Source organism: Variovorax sp. PBL-H6 (genome assembly GCF_901827155.1).
Lineage (GTDB): Bacteria > Pseudomonadota > Gammaproteobacteria > Burkholderiales > Burkholderiaceae_C > Variovorax.
Genome location: NZ_LR594659.1, coordinates 2631846 through 2651695 on the forward strand (window position 1 = coordinate 2631846; position 19850 = coordinate 2651695).

General features: G+C 68.5%; 16 protein-coding genes. 6 read left to right on the forward strand and 10 right to left on the reverse strand.

Going from position 1 to position 19850, the window contains the following annotated elements; translation table 11 throughout:
* The first annotated feature begins 8 nt into the window (after window positions 1-8).
* Genes G3W89_RS12465 through G3W89_RS12480 form a run of 4 tightly spaced genes read left to right on the forward strand, consistent with a single transcriptional unit; the run spans window position 9 to window position 6704 of the window.
* The gene (locus G3W89_RS12465) at window positions 9-1292 is read left to right on the forward strand and encodes a glucoamylase family protein (protein WP_232076496.1); all 1284 of its coding nucleotides are present in this window, start codon (window positions 9-11) and stop codon (window positions 1290-1292) included.
* Complete coding sequence (locus tag G3W89_RS12470; protein ID WP_162574377.1) at window positions 1289-2656, forward strand: glycoside hydrolase family 15 protein; 1368 nt, start codon at window positions 1289-1291, stop codon at window positions 2654-2656. The genes G3W89_RS12465 and G3W89_RS12470 overlap by 4 nt, the downstream gene beginning before the upstream one ends.
* Entirely contained in the window at window positions 2653-4446 is a 1794-nt protein-coding gene (locus G3W89_RS12475) for an ABC transporter ATP-binding protein/permease (protein WP_162574378.1), read from the forward strand. The genes G3W89_RS12470 and G3W89_RS12475 overlap by 4 nt, the downstream gene beginning before the upstream one ends.
* Complete coding sequence (locus G3W89_RS12480; protein ID WP_162574379.1) at window positions 4443-6704, forward strand: CocE/NonD family hydrolase; 2262 nt, start codon at window positions 4443-4445, stop codon at window positions 6702-6704. The genes G3W89_RS12475 and G3W89_RS12480 overlap by 4 nt, the downstream gene beginning before the upstream one ends.
* A 135-nt stretch (window positions 6705-6839) precedes the next feature.
* Here G3W89_RS12480 and G3W89_RS12485 read toward each other — a convergent pair whose 3' ends face one another.
* Genes G3W89_RS12485 through G3W89_RS12495 form a run of 3 tightly spaced genes read right to left on the reverse strand, consistent with a single transcriptional unit; the run spans window position 6840 to window position 9717 of the window.
* A complete protein-coding gene (locus G3W89_RS12485; RefSeq protein WP_162574380.1) occupies window positions 6840-7802 on the reverse strand; it encodes a tripartite tricarboxylate transporter substrate binding protein in 963 nt (320 codons plus the stop codon).
* Window positions 7799-8944, reverse strand: coding sequence for a mandelate racemase/muconate lactonizing enzyme family protein (locus tag G3W89_RS12490; RefSeq protein ID WP_162574381.1), 1146 nt, complete (start codon window positions 8942-8944; stop codon window positions 7799-7801). The genes G3W89_RS12485 and G3W89_RS12490 overlap by 4 nt, the downstream gene beginning before the upstream one ends.
* Before the next feature lie 8 nt (window positions 8945-8952).
* Window positions 8953-9717, reverse strand: a complete 765-nt coding sequence (locus tag G3W89_RS12495; protein WP_162574382.1) for an SDR family NAD(P)-dependent oxidoreductase — start codon at window positions 9715-9717, stop codon at window positions 8953-8955.
* A 116-nt stretch (window positions 9718-9833) separates the two neighbouring features.
* Here G3W89_RS12495 and G3W89_RS12500 point away from each other — a divergent pair, with 116 nt between their 5' ends.
* Entirely contained in the window at window positions 9834-10724 is an 891-nt protein-coding gene (locus G3W89_RS12500; RefSeq protein ID WP_162574383.1) for a LysR family transcriptional regulator, read from the forward strand.
* Between the two features lie 65 nt (window positions 10725-10789).
* On the opposite strand, the gene G3W89_RS12505 is transcribed toward G3W89_RS12500, so the two are convergent.
* The 7 genes from G3W89_RS12505 to G3W89_RS12535 all read right to left on the reverse strand — a co-directional run bounded on the left by G3W89_RS12505 (window position 10790) and on the right by G3W89_RS12535 (window position 18631).
* A complete protein-coding gene (locus tag G3W89_RS12505; protein ID WP_162574384.1) occupies window positions 10790-11446 on the reverse strand; it encodes an ABC transporter ATP-binding protein in 657 nt (218 codons plus the stop codon).
* Between the two features lie 10 nt (window positions 11447-11456).
* Window positions 11457-12386 carry a tRNA (adenosine(37)-N6)-dimethylallyltransferase MiaA gene (gene miaA, locus G3W89_RS12510; protein ID WP_162574385.1) on the reverse strand — a complete coding sequence of 310 codons (930 nt, stop codon included), beginning with the start codon at window positions 12384-12386 and terminating at the stop codon, window positions 11457-11459.
* A gap of 162 nt (window positions 12387-12548) precedes the next feature.
* Entirely contained in the window at window positions 12549-13853 is a 1305-nt protein-coding gene (locus tag G3W89_RS12515; RefSeq protein ID WP_162574386.1) for a four-carbon acid sugar kinase family protein, read from the reverse strand.
* Window positions 13850-15118, reverse strand: coding sequence for a ribulose-bisphosphate carboxylase large subunit family protein (locus G3W89_RS12520; RefSeq protein ID WP_162574387.1), 1269 nt, complete (start codon window positions 15116-15118; stop codon window positions 13850-13852). Before G3W89_RS12520 ends, G3W89_RS12515 begins: the two co-directional genes overlap by 4 nt.
* Before the next feature lie 5 nt (window positions 15119-15123).
* The gene (locus G3W89_RS12525; RefSeq protein WP_162574388.1) at window positions 15124-15666 is read right to left on the reverse strand and encodes a VOC family protein; all 543 of its coding nucleotides are present in this window, start codon (window positions 15664-15666) and stop codon (window positions 15124-15126) included.
* 59 nt (window positions 15667-15725) lie between these two features.
* Window positions 15726-17606, reverse strand: coding sequence for a TRAP transporter large permease (locus G3W89_RS12530; protein ID WP_162574389.1), 1881 nt, complete (start codon window positions 17604-17606; stop codon window positions 15726-15728).
* A gap of 8 nt (window positions 17607-17614) precedes the next feature.
* On the reverse strand, window positions 17615-18631 hold the full coding sequence (locus tag G3W89_RS12535) for a TRAP transporter substrate-binding protein (protein WP_162574390.1): 1017 nt from the start codon (window positions 18629-18631) through the stop codon (window positions 17615-17617).
* Between the two features lie 115 nt (window positions 18632-18746).
* Between G3W89_RS12535 and G3W89_RS12540 the strand changes: the two genes are divergently transcribed.
* Window positions 18747-19805 (forward strand): LacI family DNA-binding transcriptional regulator, encoded by a 1059-nt coding sequence (locus G3W89_RS12540; RefSeq protein ID WP_162574391.1) that lies wholly within the window; start codon window positions 18747-18749, stop codon window positions 19803-19805.
* Window positions 19806-19850 lie beyond the last annotated feature (45 nt).

Consider the following 19850-nt stretch of genomic DNA (forward strand, 5'->3'; position numbering starts at 1 on the left):
AGCCGTTCGTGTTGAAGGATGACAGAAACCCGAGGGCGCTGGCAGCCCTGCCTGATGAAGACTTGATCGAGGCCGTGCAGCGCCAGACCTTCCGCTATTTCTGGGACGGCGCGGATGCCACCAGCGGGCTCGCGCTCGACCGCCGCTCGCTCGCGGGGGACACCGATGGAGACAAGGCCGCGATCGGCGGCACGGGCTTCGGCGTCATGGCCTTGATCGTCGCGGTCGAGCGCGGCTGGGTCACGCGGGATGCGGCGCTGGATCGCCTGCGGCGCATGCTCGATGCCCTGTTCCGCGCCACGCGCTACCACGGCGCCTTCGCGCACTTCATCCACGGGCCGAGCGGAGCGACCATTCCGATGGGCATCAAGGACGACGCAGGCGACCTGGTCGAAACCTCCTTCCTCTGCATGGGCCTGCTGTGCGCGCGCCAGTACTTCAGCGAGGACACGGCCGTCGCGCGCAGGTTGCGCGGCGACATCGACACCCTCTGGCACGAGGTCGAGTGGGACTGGTTCACCCAGGGCGGGCAGGACGTGCTGTACTGGCATTGGAGCCCGAACCACGGCTGGGCGATGAACCATCAGATCCACGGCTGGAACGAGTGTCTCATCACCTACTTCCTGGCCGCGGCCGCGCCACGCCATGCGGTCGATCCGCAGGTCTACCACCGCGGCTACGCCAGCGGGCCCGACTTCGTCAACGGGCGGCAGTACTACGGCATCGACATGCCACTGGGCTCGGCGTACGGCGGACCGCTGTTCTTCACGCATTACTCGTTCTGCGGCCTCGATCCGCACGGTCTGAAGGATCGGTACGCCGACTACTGGGATCTCAACAGCCGCCATGTGCGCATCAACCGCGCGCACTGCATTGCGAACCCCCGGGGCCACGCGGGCTACGGCGAATCGTGCTGGGGCCTGACGGCGAGCGACGACCCCGACGGCTACCTTGCGCACGACCCGAGCAATGACAACGGCACCATCTCGCCGACGGCCGCGCTGGCCAGCCTGCCGTATGCACCCGCCGAAGTGATGCAGGTCGCGCGGCATCTCCTGACCGTGCATGGAACGCGGGTGTGGAAGGACTACGGCTTCGTCGATGCGTTCTGCGAGCGGCGCGGCTGGTTCGCCGAAACGCATCTCGCCATCGACCAGGGCCCGATCGTCGTGATGATGGAGAACCATCGCACGGGCCTTCTGTGGAAGCTGTTCATGAGCGTGCCCGAAGTGCAGGCCGGCCTGCGGCGCCTGGACTTCACCAGCCCGCATCTCGTCGCGTCCGACGCATGAGCGGGGCATTCGAGTCCTGGCTCGAAACACAGCTGGGCTATTCGGCGAAGGCGATGCTGTCCAGCATCTCGCCGGTGTCGATCGTCAAGGATCGCTCCGGCTTCGGCCAGACGGTGCGGCCGATCGCCGGTGCCATCGTCGCTTCCCCGGTGCTGGGCAACTACGACCCGGACCCGGACTACTTCTTTCATTGGTTCCGCGACTCCGCCGTGGTCATCGATGCGCTGCGCCTGCTCTACGAGGACGGGCGCGTCGGCAGCGAGGCCCTGCAGCATGTGCGCGATTTCACCCGCTTCAGCCTCGCCTTGAACGGGCTCGACGGCCGCATGATTGCGGCGGTGTCCGACCGCAGGGCGCGCGTGGCCCCGGACCTGCTGCAGTACCTGCGCGAGGACCACGAACTCGCGAGCGTCTACGGCACGATCGTGAACGAGACGCGGGTGAACCCCGACGGAACGCTCGACATCCTGCGATGGCCGCGTCCCCAGCACGATGGGCCGCCGCTTCGTGCGCTGGCGCTGCTGCGCTGGGTGGCCGGCGGGCACCTCGACGCGCCGCTGCTGGCGGAGGTCGCGGCCCTGATCCAGCTGGACATCGACTTCACGCTGGATCACTGGCACGAGCCGTCGTACGACATCTGGGAGGAGGAAAGCGGCCATCACTACTACACGCTGCGCATTTCGGCGGCCGCGCTGGGCCAGGGCGCGGCATGGCTGCAGGGCCTGGGCGACACGGCGCAGGCGCAGCGCTGCCGTGAGGCCTCGCAAGCGGTGCTGAACCTGCTGGACGGCTACTGGGTGGACGAACAGCCAGGTGATCGCGAGGGTACGCACGGCTACTACCGCTCACGCGTGTTGCCTGACGACCAGCCCAGTCCCAAGGCGCTGGACATCGCGGTGATCCTGTCGGCGATCCACAGCCTTGACATCGGGGCCACGCATGGTCCGGCCGATCCACGCATGCAGGCCACGCTGGCGCGGCTCGAGGCGCTGTTCGATGCGGCCTATCCGATCAACCACGGCCGCACCGAAGGCCGTGGCCCGGCGATGGGCCGGTACGCAGGCGACGTGTACTACTCGGGGGGTGCGTACTACTTCTCGACGCTCGGCGCGGCCGAGTTCTGCTTCCGCGCCGCGGCGGCGGCCGGCGATGCACGCGATTGGAGCCATTGGACAGCGCGCGGCGACGCCTACCTTGCCACCGTGCGCGCGTACACGCCGGCCAACGGCGATCTGTCGGAGCAGTTCGATCAGCGCACCGGCGCGCAGACCTCGGCGAAGCAGCTGGCCTGGAGCCACGCCGCGTTCATCTCGTGCCTCTCGGCGCGCCGGATCGCGGCCGCAGGCGAGCCGCGGCGGCAATGAGCGCAGCGTCGCCGAACCTTGCCGAGCCGGCCGTGAAGACCGGCGTCGTCCGTCAGGTCCGCGACCTTCTCGGCGCCGTGCGAGTGTCCGCGGTCGCGAAAACGCTGGCCGCGCTCTCGGGCGGGATCGTCGTGGTCATCGCCCTCACGGCGTATGGGCAGATCGAGCTCAACAGCTGGAACAAGCCGTTCTACGACGCCATCTCGCGTCGCGACGTCGGCGACTTCATCGAGCAGCTCGGCATCTTCGCGGTGATTGCGGGCGTGCTGCTGGTGTTGAACGTCGCACAGAGATGGCTGGTCGAAACCTTGCAGCTGAAGCTGCGCGAGGCCTTGGTCACCGACCTCGTCGGGCTGTGGCTGCAGCCGCGCCGGGCGTTCTGGCTCCAGGGCAGCGGCCCCATCGGCGCCCACCCGGACCAGCGCATGCACGACGACACGCTGAAGCTCTGCGACCTGTCGGTCGGCCTCGGCGTCGGGCTGCTGCAGGCAGCGATGCTGTTCGGCAGCTTCGCGAGCGTGCTGTGGGTTCTCTCCAGGGACTTCAACATTTTCTTCGACGGCAGGGACCATCCCCTGCCGGGCTTCATGCTGTGGGCCGCGATTGTCTATGCGGTCGCTGGCTCGTTGATGACCTACTGGGTCGGCAACGGCCTCGTCCTGCGCAACGCCGAGCGCTACGCGCGCGAAGGCGAATTGCGCTTTTCGCTGACCCGCATCAACGAGCATCTCGACGGCATCTCGCTGGCCGGCGGCGAGCCCGACGAGAAGCGACGCGTCGCCCTGCACCTGGGCGACGTCCTGCATGCCACGTCGCGCGTGGTGCTCGGGCTGACCAACCTGACCTGGGTGACCGCGGGCTTCGGCTGGGTCACGGTCATCGCGCCGCTGCTGGTGGCCGCACCGTTGTACTTCTCGGGGAAGGTTTCGTTCGGCGGCCTGATGATGGCCGCCGCCGCCTTCACGCAGGCGCAGTCCTCGCTGCGCTGGTTCGTCGACAACTTCAGCCTCATTGCCGACTGGCGCGCCACACTGCTGCGCGTCGCCGGCCTGCGCCAGGTGCTGGCGGCCGAAATGGATGCGCAATCGGACGGCAGCCGCATCGTCTATGCGGAGAGCGAAGCCCGAACCCTCGAGATCGAAGCGCTCGAGGTCCGCGCCTGGGCCGGCCACGATCGGCTGGACGCCGCAGACCTCGTGGTGCATGCCGGTCAGCGCCTGTTGATCCTCGGCACGCCGGGCACCGAGAAGACCTTGCTGTTCCGGGCGCTCGCGGGCCTCTGGCCCTGGGGTTCCGGCACCGTGCGCCGGCCCCGCGGCGAGACGATCCACTACATGCCGCGCGGCACGCCCTACCTTCCCCGCGGCACGCTGGCGGAAGCGCTGTCGTATGGGATGGCGCCATCGAGCTATCCCAGAGAAGCCATGGCAGGCGCGCTGGCGAGCGTGGGTCTCCAGCGGCTGGGACCACTGCTGGACACGACAGGCCGCTGGGAGCGCGAGCTCAGCATGGACGAGCAACTGCGGCTGGGCTTCGCCCGCGTGGTGCTGCAGGCGCCGCCCTGGCTGGTGATGGACGAAGCCTTCGGCGCGTTCGACGACGACACGCTGGAACTCCTCATCGACGTGCTGACGACCAAGCTCGCGCACACGGGCATCGTCCACATCGGGTCGGCCGGAGAGGCGCACGGGCGCCTGTTCACGCAGGTGGTGCATCTGGTCAAGTCACCTGTGGTCGAGCCGGTTGCACCGGATGATGCGCAGCCCGCCGCGCACGAGGATGCCAAATGAGCTTTCTTTCTCGTCGCGCACTCGTGCTGCTGCTGCTTGCGCTGCCGGCCTGGGCCCGGGCGTTGGATTTCGGCTTCCGGCCGCCGAGCGACCCTGACGATGCCGCCGCGGTGGATGTGATGCGAGATCTGGCGCAGCGCATCGTGCCGGTCTACCAGCAGGCCGAAACCGACGCCTTCCTGGCCGAAATGACGGCCCTGCAGATCGTCAGCGGCGCCTACCGTGCGGCCGCCGCCACCAACAGGACGCTGCGTGGGCGCCAGCAAGGCAAGCCCTTCGACGGCCTGGCCGAGCGCGCGGTACTCGACGGCATCTATGCGCGTGCCCTCGCGCTCGAAGCGAACGAGCGCCTCGCCTTTGCCAACGCCTTCGCGCGCGCGTTCCAGGAGCTGGTGTGGCCGCTCGACGACGCGCAAGCCGCAGCCGTCATTGCGCGGCTCGAAACCCCGCCTGGCGCATACAGGGAGCCCGTGCAGCAAGCCTTCGATCGCTGGCGCGCGAAGGGCAGCATCCCGCAGGCCGACGCGGTGGCGCTCGTGCGCGCCTGGCTTGCCTACCAGTCCCGTCGCAGCTTTGCCGTGCTGCTGCCGGATCTGCTCGCGGCGGAACGGAGCCGTCGCTACGTGACGGAAGCCGACGTCCGGATTCCCGTGCGCCCGGGTGTCGTCATCCACGCGAATGTCGTCCGGCCGGGCGGCGCCAGGAGTCCCTTGCCGACCTTGCTGCGCTTCACGCTCGATCCCGCCGAGGACGACGCGCAGCGCAGCGCCGTCCAAGGCTACGTTGGGGTCACGGCGTATGTGCGAGGCCGCACGCCCGACGGCAAGGGCGCCGTGTGGCCGTTCGTCCGCGATGGCGAAGACGCCGCGGCCGTCATCGACTGGATTGCGCAGCAGCCGTGGAGCGACGGCCGCGTCGGCATGCTCGGGGACGGCTACTCCGGCTACGCCGCCTGGGCCGCTGCGCGCAGGAAACCGGCGGCGCTCAAGGCCATCGCCACGATCGCGCCGATGGCGCCGGGCATCGACTTCCCGATGGCTGGACAGATCTACCGCAACGCCATGGTCCGCTGGGCGCAGGAGCACGCGAATGGCGGGCTCTTGCGCGCCGACGCCGGTGCCGAAGAGGACGCGCGCTGGCAGGCGCTCGACGCGCGCTGGTATCGCCTCGGTGGACCTTACTGGGACGTGGACCGCGTCCTGCTGGGCAAGCGCAGCAAACTGATCCGAACCTGGTTGACGCACCCCAGCCACGATCGCTACTGGCAGAAGTTCTTGCCGACCGCGAAGCAGTTTGCGCAGATCGACATCCCGGTGCTCGGCATTGCCGGCTACTACGGCGCCGAGGCGGGGGCGCTGTACTTCCACCAGGAGCATCGCCGCAACCGGCCGCAGGCCGATACGACGCTGCTGATCGGCCCCTACGACGCCGACTCGATCCGGCTCGGCACAGCGGCGCAGCTGCGCGGCTATACGCTCGACCCGGTCGCGCGCGTCGATCTGCCCGCGCTGCGCTACCAGTGGCTCGACCACGTCTTCAAGGGCGCAAAGAAGCCTCCGCTGCTGCAGGATCGCGTCAACTTCCAGGTGATGGGCACCGATGAGTGGCGCCATGCGCCGACCCTGGACGCACCGGATCGCAACCGGCTGCGCCTGTATCTCGACACGCGCGAGCGCGACGGCTCGCATCGCCTGTCGTCGTCGCCGTCCGAAGGCGATGGCACCGCGCAATTCTCGGTCGATCTCGCCGATCGCAGTGACGCGCGCATCCCGTGGCCGGACGCGCTGCGCGGCAGGCAACTGCCTGCGCGCAACAGCATCAGCTTCGTCAGCGATCCGCTGCCGAAGGACACCGAGATCGACGGCAGCCTGCGCGGCGAGTTCGACATCACGCCCTCGCGCCAGGACGTGGACCTCAGTGTCTCGCTGTACGAGCTGACGGCGAGCGGCGAGTACCAATTGCTGTTCGAGCCCTACGACTTCCGCGCCAGCTATGCCGGACATCGCGTGTACCGGCGCCTTCTTCGGGCCGGCGAGCGCCAGTCGCTTGCGTTCACCGCCGAGCGCGTGACCGCTCGCAAGCTTGCGGCGGGCAGCCGCATCGTGCTGCGGGTCGGCCTGAACAACCGTCCCGACCGGCAGATCAACTACGGCAGCGGCAAGGACGTGAACTCCGAGACGATCGCCGACGCAAGACGGCCTGTGCGCGTGCGCTTGCATGTGCGCAGCCACGTCGAGATCCAGACCGGTGGGCCCTGACAGCCAATCGGGAAGTGCCTGCCGGGCCAACCATGACGGCCCACGGGTCCAACGAACCGGATGAATCGCACCGGATCGGACCGCGCGGATCGGCGCACTTCCTCTCTTGGCTGCCGACGTTGTCGCAGCAGATCGCTACTTCTCCCCGTATGCCGCGAGCAGCCTGCGCAGGGCTTCGAGCTCCGACTTGAGAAAGGGTTGCGCCTGCCCACCCGCCATGTAGCTGTCCGGCAGCGCGAGCTGCTGCTCGACAAAGTGGATGTAGTCCGCGCTGTGCACGAAGCGCTCGATCGAATCGGCCAGCACCTTCACGCGCTGTGGGTCCGTCCCACCCTTGATCAATACCGCGCGCACCTGCGGCAACAGCACCTCGTAGCCGAACTCCGCCGACACCGGCACGTCGGCGAAGGGTGCCGGCAGGCGCTTGGATGCGAAGAACAAGAGCGGCTTCAGGTCGCCGGCATCGATGAAGGTGCGCACGTCGCCTGCCTGTTCGTAGAGCAGGTCGACATGGCCGCCGAGCACGGCCGAGTACCGTTCTCCAGGCTTGGTGTACGGGATGCCCGTGAGCGCGACCTTCTTCGTCGCGAGGTAGCGCGCGGTCAGGTCGTCGGCAGTGTTGGGGCCGGTGATGCCCAGCGTCACCTTGCCCGGATTGGCCTGCAACTCCTTCACCACGTCGTCCCACGTCTTGAAGCGGCTGTTCTTGGGCGCGAAGATGCCCGACGGCTGGCGCAGCAGCACCGCCAGCGCGGTCGAGTCCTGCAGCTTGAAGATCGGGTTGGGCGTCGCGGCCATCATCAGGCTGTCGCCCGTGAGGATGGCGAGCGTCTGGCCGTCGGCGGGCTGGCTGATCATGCGGGAGAGGCCGATCATCCCCGACGCGCCAGGCAGGTTCAAGACGGGGAAAGGTACCTTGAGATCGGCCTCGAGCCACTTCGCCAGGATGCGCGCCATCACGTCGGCGCCGCCGCCCGCGCCCCAGGGCACGATCACGTCGACAGGTTTGGCCGGGTAGGTCGGTTGCGCGTGCACCGACGGCAGCAGAAGCGCGGCCGACGCAATGGCCCCGCACAGAATCGCCAAGGTCTTTTTCATGGTTGTCTCGTCCTGTCGTTGATGGATGTACCGACCTGCATCGCGCATCGCGCCACGTGCAGGCCCACGCGCTGACTGAGCAGCGCATCACGATCGAGCACTGGCTGTTCGCCGGCTGCGATGAGCATGTCGCCCCGGTCCATGCGCGGCGGGTTCGCGAGGAGCGGCCGGCGCACCTTCAGGTAGCCATTCATCTCGCCCGCGTTGTCGATGTGCCTGGCGGCCACGCAGGCCTCCATCCAGCAGCCGGGATCGCAGGCCACGCCGTTGCCGAGCACGGGGCGCATGCCCAGTGCCCGGATGCGCTCGATGGCGCTGGCCAGCAGTTCGAGGCCGGCGAACTTCACCAGCTTGACCTTGACGTAGGTGGCGAGTCCCTCGGCCGCGGCACGCTCGATGTCGGGCAGCGCATAGATCGACTCGTCAAGCATCATCGGCACGCGCGACGCGCGCACGGCCATTGCGTGCGCGGCCCAGTCGTCGGCGTGGCACGGCTGCTCGAAGAGCTCTATGTCCTGCGGATCGAGCGCCGCCAGGAAGGCGGCGGCCTGCGGCCCCGAGAAGGCCTGGTTGGCGTCGATGCGGATGCGTGCCCGACCTGCGACCACCGCCTGGATCCGGCCGATGCGCGCAAGGTCGTCCGAGCCAGCGAGACCGACCTTGACCTTGATCGTTCGATAGCCCTCGTCGAGCAGCTTCTCGAACTCGTCGGCGGTCGTCGCTTCGTCGTCGGCATTGAGCAACGCGAGCAGCGGCACCCGCGCGGGTTCGGACAGCGCGAGCCCTTCGCTGCGCCCGAGCATGTCCAGCGCCGTGCCGAAGGCGGTGGCTGTGAACGGCGCCTTCTGCGCGACGGCGTTCACGCGGGCGCGCAACGCATCGTGCGTGCATCCGATCCATTCGTCGGCCATCTGCTGCGCCAGCATCCAGGCCCCGTCGACGCTCTCGTCGGTGTAGCCGTTGAGCAGCGTCGCCTCGCCGAAGCCGGTGGCGCCGTCGGCGTCGGTCAGCTCGACCAGCAGCGTGTCGAAGGCGGTGAGGTCGCCGAAGGCCAGGCGGTAGGGGCGCACGAGTGGAACGCGCAGCCGGTGCACCTCGATGCGCTCGATGCGCGCCAGGTCGATGTGGGTTGTCCCGGGCACGGCCAGCCCTAGATCTCGCCGTCGCGAGCCCGGCCGATGAGCCAGCCGCCTTCGACCGCGATCTCCGAGCCCGTGATGTAGTCCGATTCGTCGGAGGCCAGGAACACCGCCGCATGCGCGATATCGTCCGCAGTGCCCCAGCGGCCGACCACGGTCTCCTTGCCCCACGCCACCTCCGTGCTGGTGGCGGCGGCCTCGTTCATCGGCGTCGCGATCGAGCCTGGGGAGATCGCGGTGACGCAGATGTTCTTGCCGCGCATGTCCATCGCCAGCGCGCGCGTCAGCCCCATGACGCCGGCCTTCGCCGCACAGTACGCGACGCGGTCCGGTCGCCCGGTATGCGCCGCGATCGATGCGAGGTTGATGATCTTTCCCTTGCCGGTCTCCAGCATGCTGGGTATGACCGCCTGCGCGCAGAAGAAATGACCGGTGAGGTTGATGTCGATCATGCGATGCCAGTCGTCCTCGGTGTGATCGAGGAAGCTCTTCAGGCAGCGCGAGCCGGCGTTGTTCACCAGCACGTCGATGCGTCCGAAGCGATCGAGCGCCGCCTGCGCCATCTGCAGGGTCTCGGCCTTGCGCGTCACATCGACCTTGACCGCGATCGCCTCGCCGCCCTCCGCTTCGATCAGGGCCGCCGTCTGCGCCGCGCCTTCCAGGTTGATGTCCGCGACGGCGACCTTCGCGCCCTGACGCACGAAGGCCAGCGAGATGGCGCGACCCATGCCGCTGCCCGCTCCGGTGACCACTGCTACTTTGCCTTTGAGGCGCATCTCGTTTGCTCCATGTGTTGTGCCGAGGAGCAAATCTACGTGGTCCGAAGTTAGACAAGAACGCATTTTCCAAAGAAGATGATCAATTCTTTGGAACATAGGAATATGGCGCTCATATGGGCATCCGTGAACTGAAGACCTTCGTCGCCGTCGCGGAACGCGGCAGCCTGTCCGCCGGTGCCGAGGCGCGCTTCATCAGCCTGCCGGCCGTGAGCGCGCAGATCGCAAGCCTCGAGGCGGAATGGGGCATCAGCCTCTTCGATCGCACGCGCAAGCCCGCGCGGCTGACCAACGAAGGCCTCGCGCTGCTTGCGAAGGCGCGGGAGGTGCTGGGCCTCTACGACCAGATCGGGGACGCCATTCGCGAGCCCGACGACCTCACCGGCAGCCTCGTGCTCGGCTCGATCCCCACCGCGCTGACCAGCGTCATCCCGAAGGCGCTGCTGTCGCTTCGCGAGTTGCATCCGCGGTTGCAGATCAGGGTGCACCATGGCCTGTCGCCTTCGTTCGCGGAGATGTTGCGCAATGGCGAAATCGACGCGGCGATCATCAGCGAGCCGCGGGTCCAATTGCCCAACCTCCGTTGGGAGCCTTTCGCCCGGGAGCCCATCCTCGTGATCGCACCGCGCGAAGCGAAGGGCCGCACGGACGAGGCGCTACTCAAGGCGTATCCGTATATCCGGTTCAATCGCCACTTCTGGGTCAGCCACGTGATCGAGGAGGCGCTGGCGAAGCGGCGCATCGTCCTGCGCGAGACCATGGAGCTGGATTCCCTGGAGGCGATCGCGCTCATGGTGGCCCATGGCCTCGGCGTGTCGATCATTCCCGTGAGCCACACGAGTTTCCTTCGGCTGCATCGTGTCAAGGCCGTCCCGCTCGGCCGACCGCCGCTGTCGCGGACCATCGGGCTGGCCGAGCGCGTCGGAAACCCCAAGGGGCGCCTGACGGCGGCGCTGCTCGATGCGTTGAATCGCGCTGCCGCCAAGATCGCGAAGACCAGCACCTGAGCACCGCGACCTCCATGGCACGTGACATTGCAGTCGCCTGGCAAGCCCTGGGAACGCGGTAGCGACTACCCGGCGGCGCAGTCGATGCCGCCAGCGCTCAGGTGCAGCACCCGGTCCGCTCGCGCCGCGGCGGCCTCCGAATGCGTGACCAGCACCAGCGAGGCGCCGTGCTCGCGCGTCTGCGCGAACAGCACCTCCATCACCTTCGCCGCGGTGCCCGGGTCGAGATTGCCGGTGGGCTCGTCCGCCAGCAGCAGCGCGGGCCGGTGCACCAGGGCGCGCGCGATGGCCACGCGCTGCAACTGGCCGCCGCTCAGCTGTCCGGGCAGGCGTTCACCAAGCCCGGCGAGCCCCACGGCCTCGAGCATGTGGGCCACGCGGGACGGGTCCGCCTGTTGCAGCAGCATCAGCGGCAGCCCGACGTTCTGCGCCACGTCCAGGTGCGGCAGCACATGGAAGGCCTGGAACACGAAGCCCACGTGCCGGCGGCGCCAGAGGGCGCGAGCCTCGGCGTCGAGCGCGCCGATGTCGATGCCGTCGTGCACGATCGTCCCGGCATCCCAGCTGTCCAGCCCCGCCATGCAATTGAGCAAGGTGGATTTGCCTACGCCCGACTCGCCAACGATCGCGACGAATTCGCCGGGCGCGACCTCGAGCGAGACTCGCTCGAAGACGACGCTGTTGCCGTAGCGCTTGGCGAGGCCCTGGACCTGCAGCGTCATGGTGTGCGGCTCATGTGATCTCGCCCACTGCGGCCACGATGCGCGCGATCGCGTCCGGCGCTTCGGCCGGCACCACGCGGCGTGCGGGCATGCTGCGCAGCCAGGTGATCTGCCGCTTGGCGAGCTGGCGCGTGGCCGCGATGCCGCGCTCGCGCAGCTCGGCCAGCGGCCATTGGCCATCCAGCGCTTCCCACGCCTGGCGGTAACCCACGCTGCGCATCGAGGGCAGGTCCGGCACGAGGTCGCCGCGTGCGCGCAGCGCCTGCACTTCGTCGAGCAAGCCGGCCGACAGCATCGCGTCGAAGCGCTCGGCGATGCGCTGGTGCAGCCAGGCCCGATCGGTCGGTTCGAGCGAGAAGAGCGCGACCGGCGGCAAGCCGCCGGCGCGTTCGGATGCATGGAAACTGGAGATGGCGTGCCCGCTCGTCATCCAGACCTCGAGCGCACGCTGGATGCGCTGGCTGTCGTTGGGCGCAAGGCGCGCGGCGGTGGCCGCATCCACCTGCGCCAACCGCGCATGCATGGCGGGCCAGCCGAGGGTTGCCGCATCGGCCTCGAGCTGCCGGCGCACCTCCGGATCGGCGGCGGGCATCGCATCGATGCCCTCTGCGAGCGCCTTGAAGTACAGCATGGTGCCGCCGACCAGCAGCGGCAGGTGGCCCCGCGCGCGGATCTCGGCCACCAGCCGCGTGGCATCCGACACGAAGGCCGCCGCGCTGTAGGGCTCGCGCGGATCGCGGATGTCGATCAGGTGGTGCGGAACCTCGGCACGCTCGGCGGCGGTGGGCTTGGCCGTGCCGATGTCCATGCCGCGGTAGACCAGCGCCGAATCGACGCTGACGATCTCCACCGGCCGCGTGCGTGCGATCGCGAGCGCGGCCGCGGTCTTGCCCGAGGCCGTAGGCCCTGCAACGGCGACGTAGCCGGCCTCAATGGCCATGGCGTTCGCCGTGGCGGTGCTCGCCGTGAGGCTGCAGGAGCGCAAGCGCGCGGGACATGCGCGAGGAGGAGGGGACAGCGGAAGCCGTGGTGGGCGACATGCGCCCGAGGTTAGCAAATGCGATCCTCCGATCCGCCAGGGCGAGGCGGGATGGATGCCGGCTCAGGCGTTGCCGTGCACCAATCGCTCGAAGAAATCCTCGCCACCCATCTGGCCGCCCTTGAGCGCGACCTCCAGGCCATCGAGTCCCGGCGCTTCGCTGTGCAGGCGACACAGTGCGACGCCCGGCGCCAGCGACGCCTGGAAGGACAGGCCCCAGGCGTCGAGCGCCTGCACCGCGTGGCTGGAGGTGTCGCCGCCAGCGACGCCGATGCGTGAAAGCGGCACGGCCGCCAGCACGCCGGCCAGCACATCGCCGCCCGCGCGGGCGAGCGCGCGCGCAGGAACCCCGGGGCGGGACGTGGTGGCGGCGCCCGGCTGCACAGTGCACGCCAGCACATGACAGCCGCGCGACAGCAGGGCCGCGATGATGTCGATCGCCTCGGAGCGCGCGTGCGCATCGGCCACCAGGCGCCGGGGGTCGAGCCACACTTTCTCGAAGGACTGCGCCGCGGCGACCTGCCGTGCCGTGACCGGGGACAAGCTGCCGGCCAGCGCCAGCACCGGGCCTCTCGCGGCCGCCACCGACGCGAGCGCGCGTGGTGCGCTCGCGAAGCGCGAGGCGAAGGCCTGCACCACGCTGCTCGGCCCGACCGTCAGCAGGGAGGCGGCCTCGGCCCGCGGACCCAGCAGCGCGTCGATGGCCTGGAGGTGCGCGTTTTCGGCGACGTCGAACAGCACCGCGCGGGGCGCTTCGGCGAGCAGCGCCTCGAAGGCATTGCGCAGCGCCGGGGCGCCCGTCGCGTAGATCGGGTACGGCAGCAAACGCGTGTCGGCCAGGCCTTGCGAGGCCAAATGCAGGCGCAGGTCGGCTTCGTGCATCGGCGTCACCGGGTGACGGCTCATGGTCGGATGCCGGTCGATGCGGTGCACCGCACCGCCAGCGCCCGCCGCGGCGAACAGGTTGCCGAAGAGGCAATAGCGTTCCAGGTCAGGCTGGCCGCCGACGATGGCGGCCCACGGCGTGTCCACTGCAGGCCCGAGGGTGTCGATGGCCACGCCGATGTTGCCGACCTCGGGCGCGCTGTCGAAAGTCGAGCAGGTCTTGTAGTGCAGCACGCGCGCGCCGAGTCGGCGAAACAACGTGGCCACGGGCGCCAGTTCGGCGCGCATCTCGTCGGGCGCCATCGACCGCGCGGCGCCGGCAATGCCAAGGCAGTCGAGCGGCCCGGCGGCCGCGATCTGCGCCGGCGTCGGGACCTGCAGGAAGAGCAGCGTGCGCAGCCCCGCGCGTGCGCCGGTCGCCAAGGTGTCGGTCGCGCCGGTGAAGTCGTCGGCGTAGTAGACGATGGCGGGCGGCGCGCTCATCGCCGGCCGAAGAATTCCAGCGCCGAGGCGAGTTCCGGCGCGTCACGGGCGGCATCGGCCAGCGGCGTGCCGGCGCGGGCGGCCGCCCAGGCCTGCCGAATGCTGGCCACGCCCGCAGCGGGGCCCTGCGGATGCGCGAGGATGCCGCCGCCGGACATGAAGAGCAGGTCGTCGCTGCGGATCGCAGCCCAGGTCGCAGGCACGGTACCGGCCCACTGCCCCGACGAGAAGGCGGGCATCACACGGTCGTCGATGCCTTCGGCCAATGGCGTGTAGCAGTCTCGGGCGGACGCGATCACCTCGTCGTCGGGCTGCGAGAACTTGCCCTGCAGTCCGTGCACGTGCATGTGATCGACGCCGGCAAGACGCCACAGCGTCTGGTAGGCCTGGAACGAAATGCCCAGCAACGGATGGCGCGACAGGGCGCCGAAGCCGTTCCGATGGCCGTGCAAGGCCAGCGGCGTGTGGCGGCGCAGCGTCTGGATGCCCGCGTGTCCGCACCAGTTGAGGCTGGCCATCACGCAGGAACCGCCTTCGCGCTCCACCAGGTCGGCGTGGCGCTTCATGGCATCGGTTTCGTCGGTGATGTTGAAGGCCACCATCACCTGCTTGCCGGTGCGCTCCCGATGCGCGCGCACCACGGCCATCACTGCCGGAATGCGCTGCGCCAGCGGCGCGTGATCCGGGTCGGCACAGACCTCGTCGTCCTTGATGAAGTCGACACCGGCGGCGCACAGGCGGCCGACCAGCTCGGCCGTCTCGGCCGCGGAGAAGCCGACGTTCGGCTTGATGATGGTGCCGACCAGCGCGCCGCTCTCCACCCCGCAGGCGCGGCGAGTGCCGGCGATGCCCACGCGCGGCAGCTCGAAGCGGGCGCGATAGGCAGCGGGCAGGTGGACCGTCTCCAGGCGAAGCCCGCTGACCTCTCCCAGGTCGTAGAGGTTTCCTGCCACGGTGGCCACGAGCGTCGGCAGGTTGGCGCCGATGTTGGCGACCGGGAAGGAGATGTCCACGCGCGCACGCCGCCACGGACCTCGGACGCCCTTGCGCTCGAGCAGCGCGTTGGGCAGGCTGGGCGAGGTGGCCGGTTCGAGCTCGACGATGGATTCGACCCACGCACGGGCTCGCGCTCGCAGCGCATCGGTTTCGCCCTCGACCCGGGTGAAGGTGCCGCAGGACTGCTCGCCCGCCATCACCTCGGCCACGGTCTCGGGCGACCCGGGCGTCTCGATCAGGTAGCTGGCGCGAATGCGCTCCGTGGCCATCGCGCTCACAGCCTGGAGAGATCGGGGAATGGGCGCACCGGGTCGGTGTTGCCGTCCCAGGTCTTCGAGCTTTCGCGGATCAGGTCGAACATCTTGCCCTTGGGGCCGGCGACTTCCGACAGTTCGATCACGGTGCCGGGGTGGTACTCGGTATCGAAGTAGATGAAGCGTCCGCGCTCGCCGACCTCGCCGCTCATCTTGGGCTTGAAACCCTGAGCCAGCAGCCGCTCGACGTCGGCGTCGTAGCGCTCCGTCCAGTAGGCGACATGCTGCAGCCCGGTGTGGCCGGCGCGCAGGAAGTCGCGGTACATCGAGGGCACGTCGTTGCGCGTCTGGATCAGCTCGACCTGAACGAAGCCCGAGTTGGCGAGTGCCACCGAGTTGTGCGGCTCGTAGCGCTCGCCGTCGTACCGATAGTTCACGATCGGCACCTTGGGGTTGTAGTACCAGGGGCCGACGCCCAGCGTCTTGCTCCAGTAGTCCATGGCGGCTTCGATGTCGTGCACGACATAGCCCAGCTGGCGGATCTCTCCGAAATGGTGGCTCATTTGGTTTTCTGTGTGGGAGTGCGGGGGAAGAATGCGATGCCTGCGTCGCGGGCGTTCGGCTACCTGGCAAGGAAGCCGATGGACAACCAGGGCACGGCCGCCACCAGCACCAGCCCGACGAGCAGGGCGACCATGTAGCCGCCGATGTACTTCATGCCTTCGTTCGGGTCGACCTTGGCGACGGCGCAGGCGCCGTAGTAGCCGACGCCGATGGGCGGCGCGAACAGGCCGATGCCCATCGCGAAGATCACGACCATCGCGTAGTGCACCGGGTGCACGCCGGCCGCCTGCGCAATCGGGAACAGCAGCGGGCCGAACAGCACGATGGCCGGGATCCCTTCGAGCACGCAGCCCAGCACGGCGAAGGCCAGGATCGAAATCGCGATGAAGCCGTGGGCGCCGCCCGGAATGGCCGCCATCCAGTGCGCCAGGTCCGTGGAGAAGCCCGACTGCGTGAGCCCCCACGCCATGGCGGTGGCGCAGCCGACGATGAACATGATGGCGCCCGAGAGCGACGCGGTCTCGATCAGCATCGGCTTGAGCCGGCGCCAGTCGAACTGGCGGTAGATGAGCAGGCCTGCCAGCGCGGCATACACGATGCCGATGGTCGACACCTCGGTGGCGGTGGCCACGCCTTCGACCACCGCCGCGCGGATCACGAAGGGCAGCACCACCGCCGGGAGTGCGACGACGAAGAAGCGGCCGATCTGTGCGCCCGAGTAGCGCGCGACACCGCCGAGGTCTTCCTTGCGGTAGCGCCACCAGACCACACTGCACAGGCACAGGCCGAGAACCAGCGCCGGCAGCATGCCGCCGGTGAAAAGCGCGGCAATCGACACGCCGGTGACCGAGCCGATGGTGATCAGCACGATCGACGGCGGAATGGTTTCTGTCTGGGCTCCCGTGGCCGACAGCAGCGCCACCAGGTCACCCGGCCGGGCACCGCGCTTCTTCATCTCGGGGAAGAGCACAGGGGCGATGGCCGCCATGTCGGCGATCTTCGATCCCGAAATGCCAGACACCAGGTACATCGCGCCGACCAGCACGTACGACAGGCCTCCACGCACATGGCCAAGCAGGCTGGCGAGGAACTGGATCATGGCCTTGGCCATGCCGGTCATCTCGATCAATGCGCCCAGGAAGATGAAGAGCGGCACCGCCAGCATGATGAGGTGCGACATGCCTTCGTCCATGCGGCCGACCATCACCGCCATCGGTGTCGAGGTGGTGAGCGCCAGATAGCCGAAGGTGGCGAGCGCGAAGGAGAACGCGATCGGCACCCCGGAGAACACGTTCACCGCCACGATCACCAGGAAGAAGACGACCAGGTTCAGCTTGCCCAGCGAAGCGAACATCGGCCGCGCGAGCCAGAAGGCCGCGACCACGAGCGCGACGGCGGCGAGGGTGACGACGATCTCCCGGGCGGTCGACAGGCGCAGCAGCCGCAGCGTGCCGAGGACGATCATCAGCGCCACGCCCACCGGGATGGCCGAGGCGCGCCAGGCGTTGCTGATCTCCAGCGCGGGCGTGATGATGAAGGCCTCGTCGGCCGCATATTCATACGCAGGCCACAGCACCATCGCCAGGAAGGCCAGCGACGCGGCGATGGCCAGCGCCTCGAACAGGCGGCGCATGGACGGGCTCAGCTTGCCGACGACCGCCGTCATGCGCATGTGCTCGCCGCGCCGCAGCGCCACTACCGCGCCCAGCATCGAGAGCCACAGGAACAGGATCGAGGCCAGTTCGTCCGACCACACGAGCGGCGCGTGGAATGCGTAGCGCGCCACCACGCCGGCGAACAGCACGACGATCTCGACCAGCACCAGCGAGGCCGCAACGACCTCGATGAGCGTGCCCAGGTACCGGTCGATGCGCTCGGCGGTGCCGGCGAATGAATTGGCCGGCGCGCGGCCGAACTCGGTGACGGAAGCGATGGCCATCGGCGGGTTCAGGCGAGCTTGCCGACGCTCTGTTCGAGCAGGCCCCAGGCCTCGTCGCCGAAGCGGCCCTTCCATTCGCCGTAGAAGCCGGCCTCGCGCAGCTTGGCCCGGAAGCTGTCGGCCGCCGGACGGTTGATCGCCAGGCCCTTCGACTCCAGGTCGGTCACGACCGACTCGTTGAGCTTCTTGATGTCCTCGCGCTGCTTCAGGCCGGCGTCGTTGATGGAGGCGGCCACGATGGTCTTCAGGTCGGCCGGCAGCGCGTCCCAGGCGCGGCCATTGGCGATGAACCAGTAGCCGTCCCAGATGTGGTTGGTGAGCGAGGCGTACTTCTGCACCTCGTAGAGCTTGGCCACCTGGATGATCGGCAGCGGGTTCTCCTGGGCGTCGACGATCTTGGTCTGCAAGGACGAATACACCTCGCTGAACTGGAGACTGGCCGGCGCTGCGCCCAGGCTCTTGAACATCGAGATCGACAGCGGGCTCACGGGCACGCGGATCTTCAGGCCGTCGAGATCCTTCGCCGAGGTGACCGGCGCCTTGGAGCTGGTGGTCTGGCGAAAGCCGTTGTCCCACATCTTGTCGAAGGCGTAGAGGCGCGCCTTGGAAATGGCCGCGCGCACGTGGGCGCCCAGCTTGCCATCCATCGCGCCCCACACCTGGTTGTAGTCGGAGAAGGCGAAGCCGATGGCGTTGATGGCGGCGACGGGCACCAACGTTGCAATGACCAGCGCCGACGGCGTAAAGAACTCGATGCCGCCGGAGCGCACCTGGGCCAGCATGTCGGTGTCGCCGCCGAGCTGGTTGTTCGGGAAGATCTTGATCTCGACCCGGCCCTTCGTGTCCTTGGCGATGCGCTCGACCGCCTCCTGCGCGCGCACATTGAGCGGGTGCGTCACCGGCAGGTTGTTGCCGTATTTGTACGAGAACTCGGCGGCACGGGCGATGCGCGGCACCGCCGTCACGATGCTGGCGGCGGGAAGGGCGGAAAGCGTGCGCAGGGCACCGCGTCGGGTGAGTTTCATGGGTCTGTCTCCGTTGTAGGTTTGATGCCTTTTGATGCATCATGTGTGCAATGCCTCAGGACGATAGAGATGCAGCAGCGCCACGTCAAACAATCCGGATGATGGTTTTTGATTGATGAGGGTTGACCCTGCCACACCCGGTGCCTTGCCGAGCCGTGCTCGGGTCGTCGACATTGCGCGCGCGGCCGGGGTGTCGACGGCCACGGTCGACCGCGTGCTCAACAAGCGAGCCGGCGTGCGCGACGCCACGATTCAGCGCGTCATGAGGGCGGCTGGCGAGCTCGACTACCTTCCGGGGCAGCTTCTCTATTCGGCGCTCGCGCCCAAGCCCTTGCGGCTGAGCGTCCTGCTGCCTGCCGGCACCAATCGATTCATTCGCATGCTCGGAGACATGGTGAGCTACTCCGAGGAACACTGGGCGCCCTTCAACGTGCGCTGCCGGGCCGAATTCATCGAGAGTTTCAATCCGCATGAGCTGGCCGCGGCGCTTCAGCGGCATGGCAAGCGCAGCGACGGCATCGCCATGATGGCGCTCGAGCATCCAGCGGTTCGCGAGGCGGTTACCGAGCTGGCTGCGCAGGGCGTGCCGGTGATCACGCTGATCTCGGATCTTTCGAACTCGCCGCGCGCGGCCTACATCGGGCTCGACAACCGCGCCGCGGGTCGCACCGCGGGCTACCTCATCGGACGCTTCATCGGCGTGCGCAGCGCCAAGGTGGCGCTGATCGCGGGCAGCCTGAGCTATCGCGCCCATGAGGAGCGCGAAGCAGGCTTCCTGCACGTCATCGAGGAAATGTTCTCGCACCTGTCGGTGGTGGGCTTGCGCGAAGGCCACGACGATGCCGAGCAGAACTACCGGCAGACCCGCGCGCTCCTCGACCAGCATCCTGAACTCTGCGGCATCTACAACATCGGCGGCGCGTCCGATGGCGTGGCACGCGCGCTGAAGGAGGCGGGCCGCGACCAGAAAGTCGCCTTCATCGGCCACGGGCTCACGCCGGACACCCGTGCGCTGCTGGTCGACGGCAGCCTCGACGCAGTCATCACGCAGAGCCCCTACGCCACGCTGATGAGCTGCGTACGCATCTTCACGAACCTGCGTGATGGGCGAGAGGCGATGAGCGGCGTGGAGAACACGCGAAGCCAGGTGATCTTTCGCGAGAACCTGCCCTGAGCGCTGCGGCTTCGGCATCGGAGGTCGCAGCCGGCGGCCGACCCG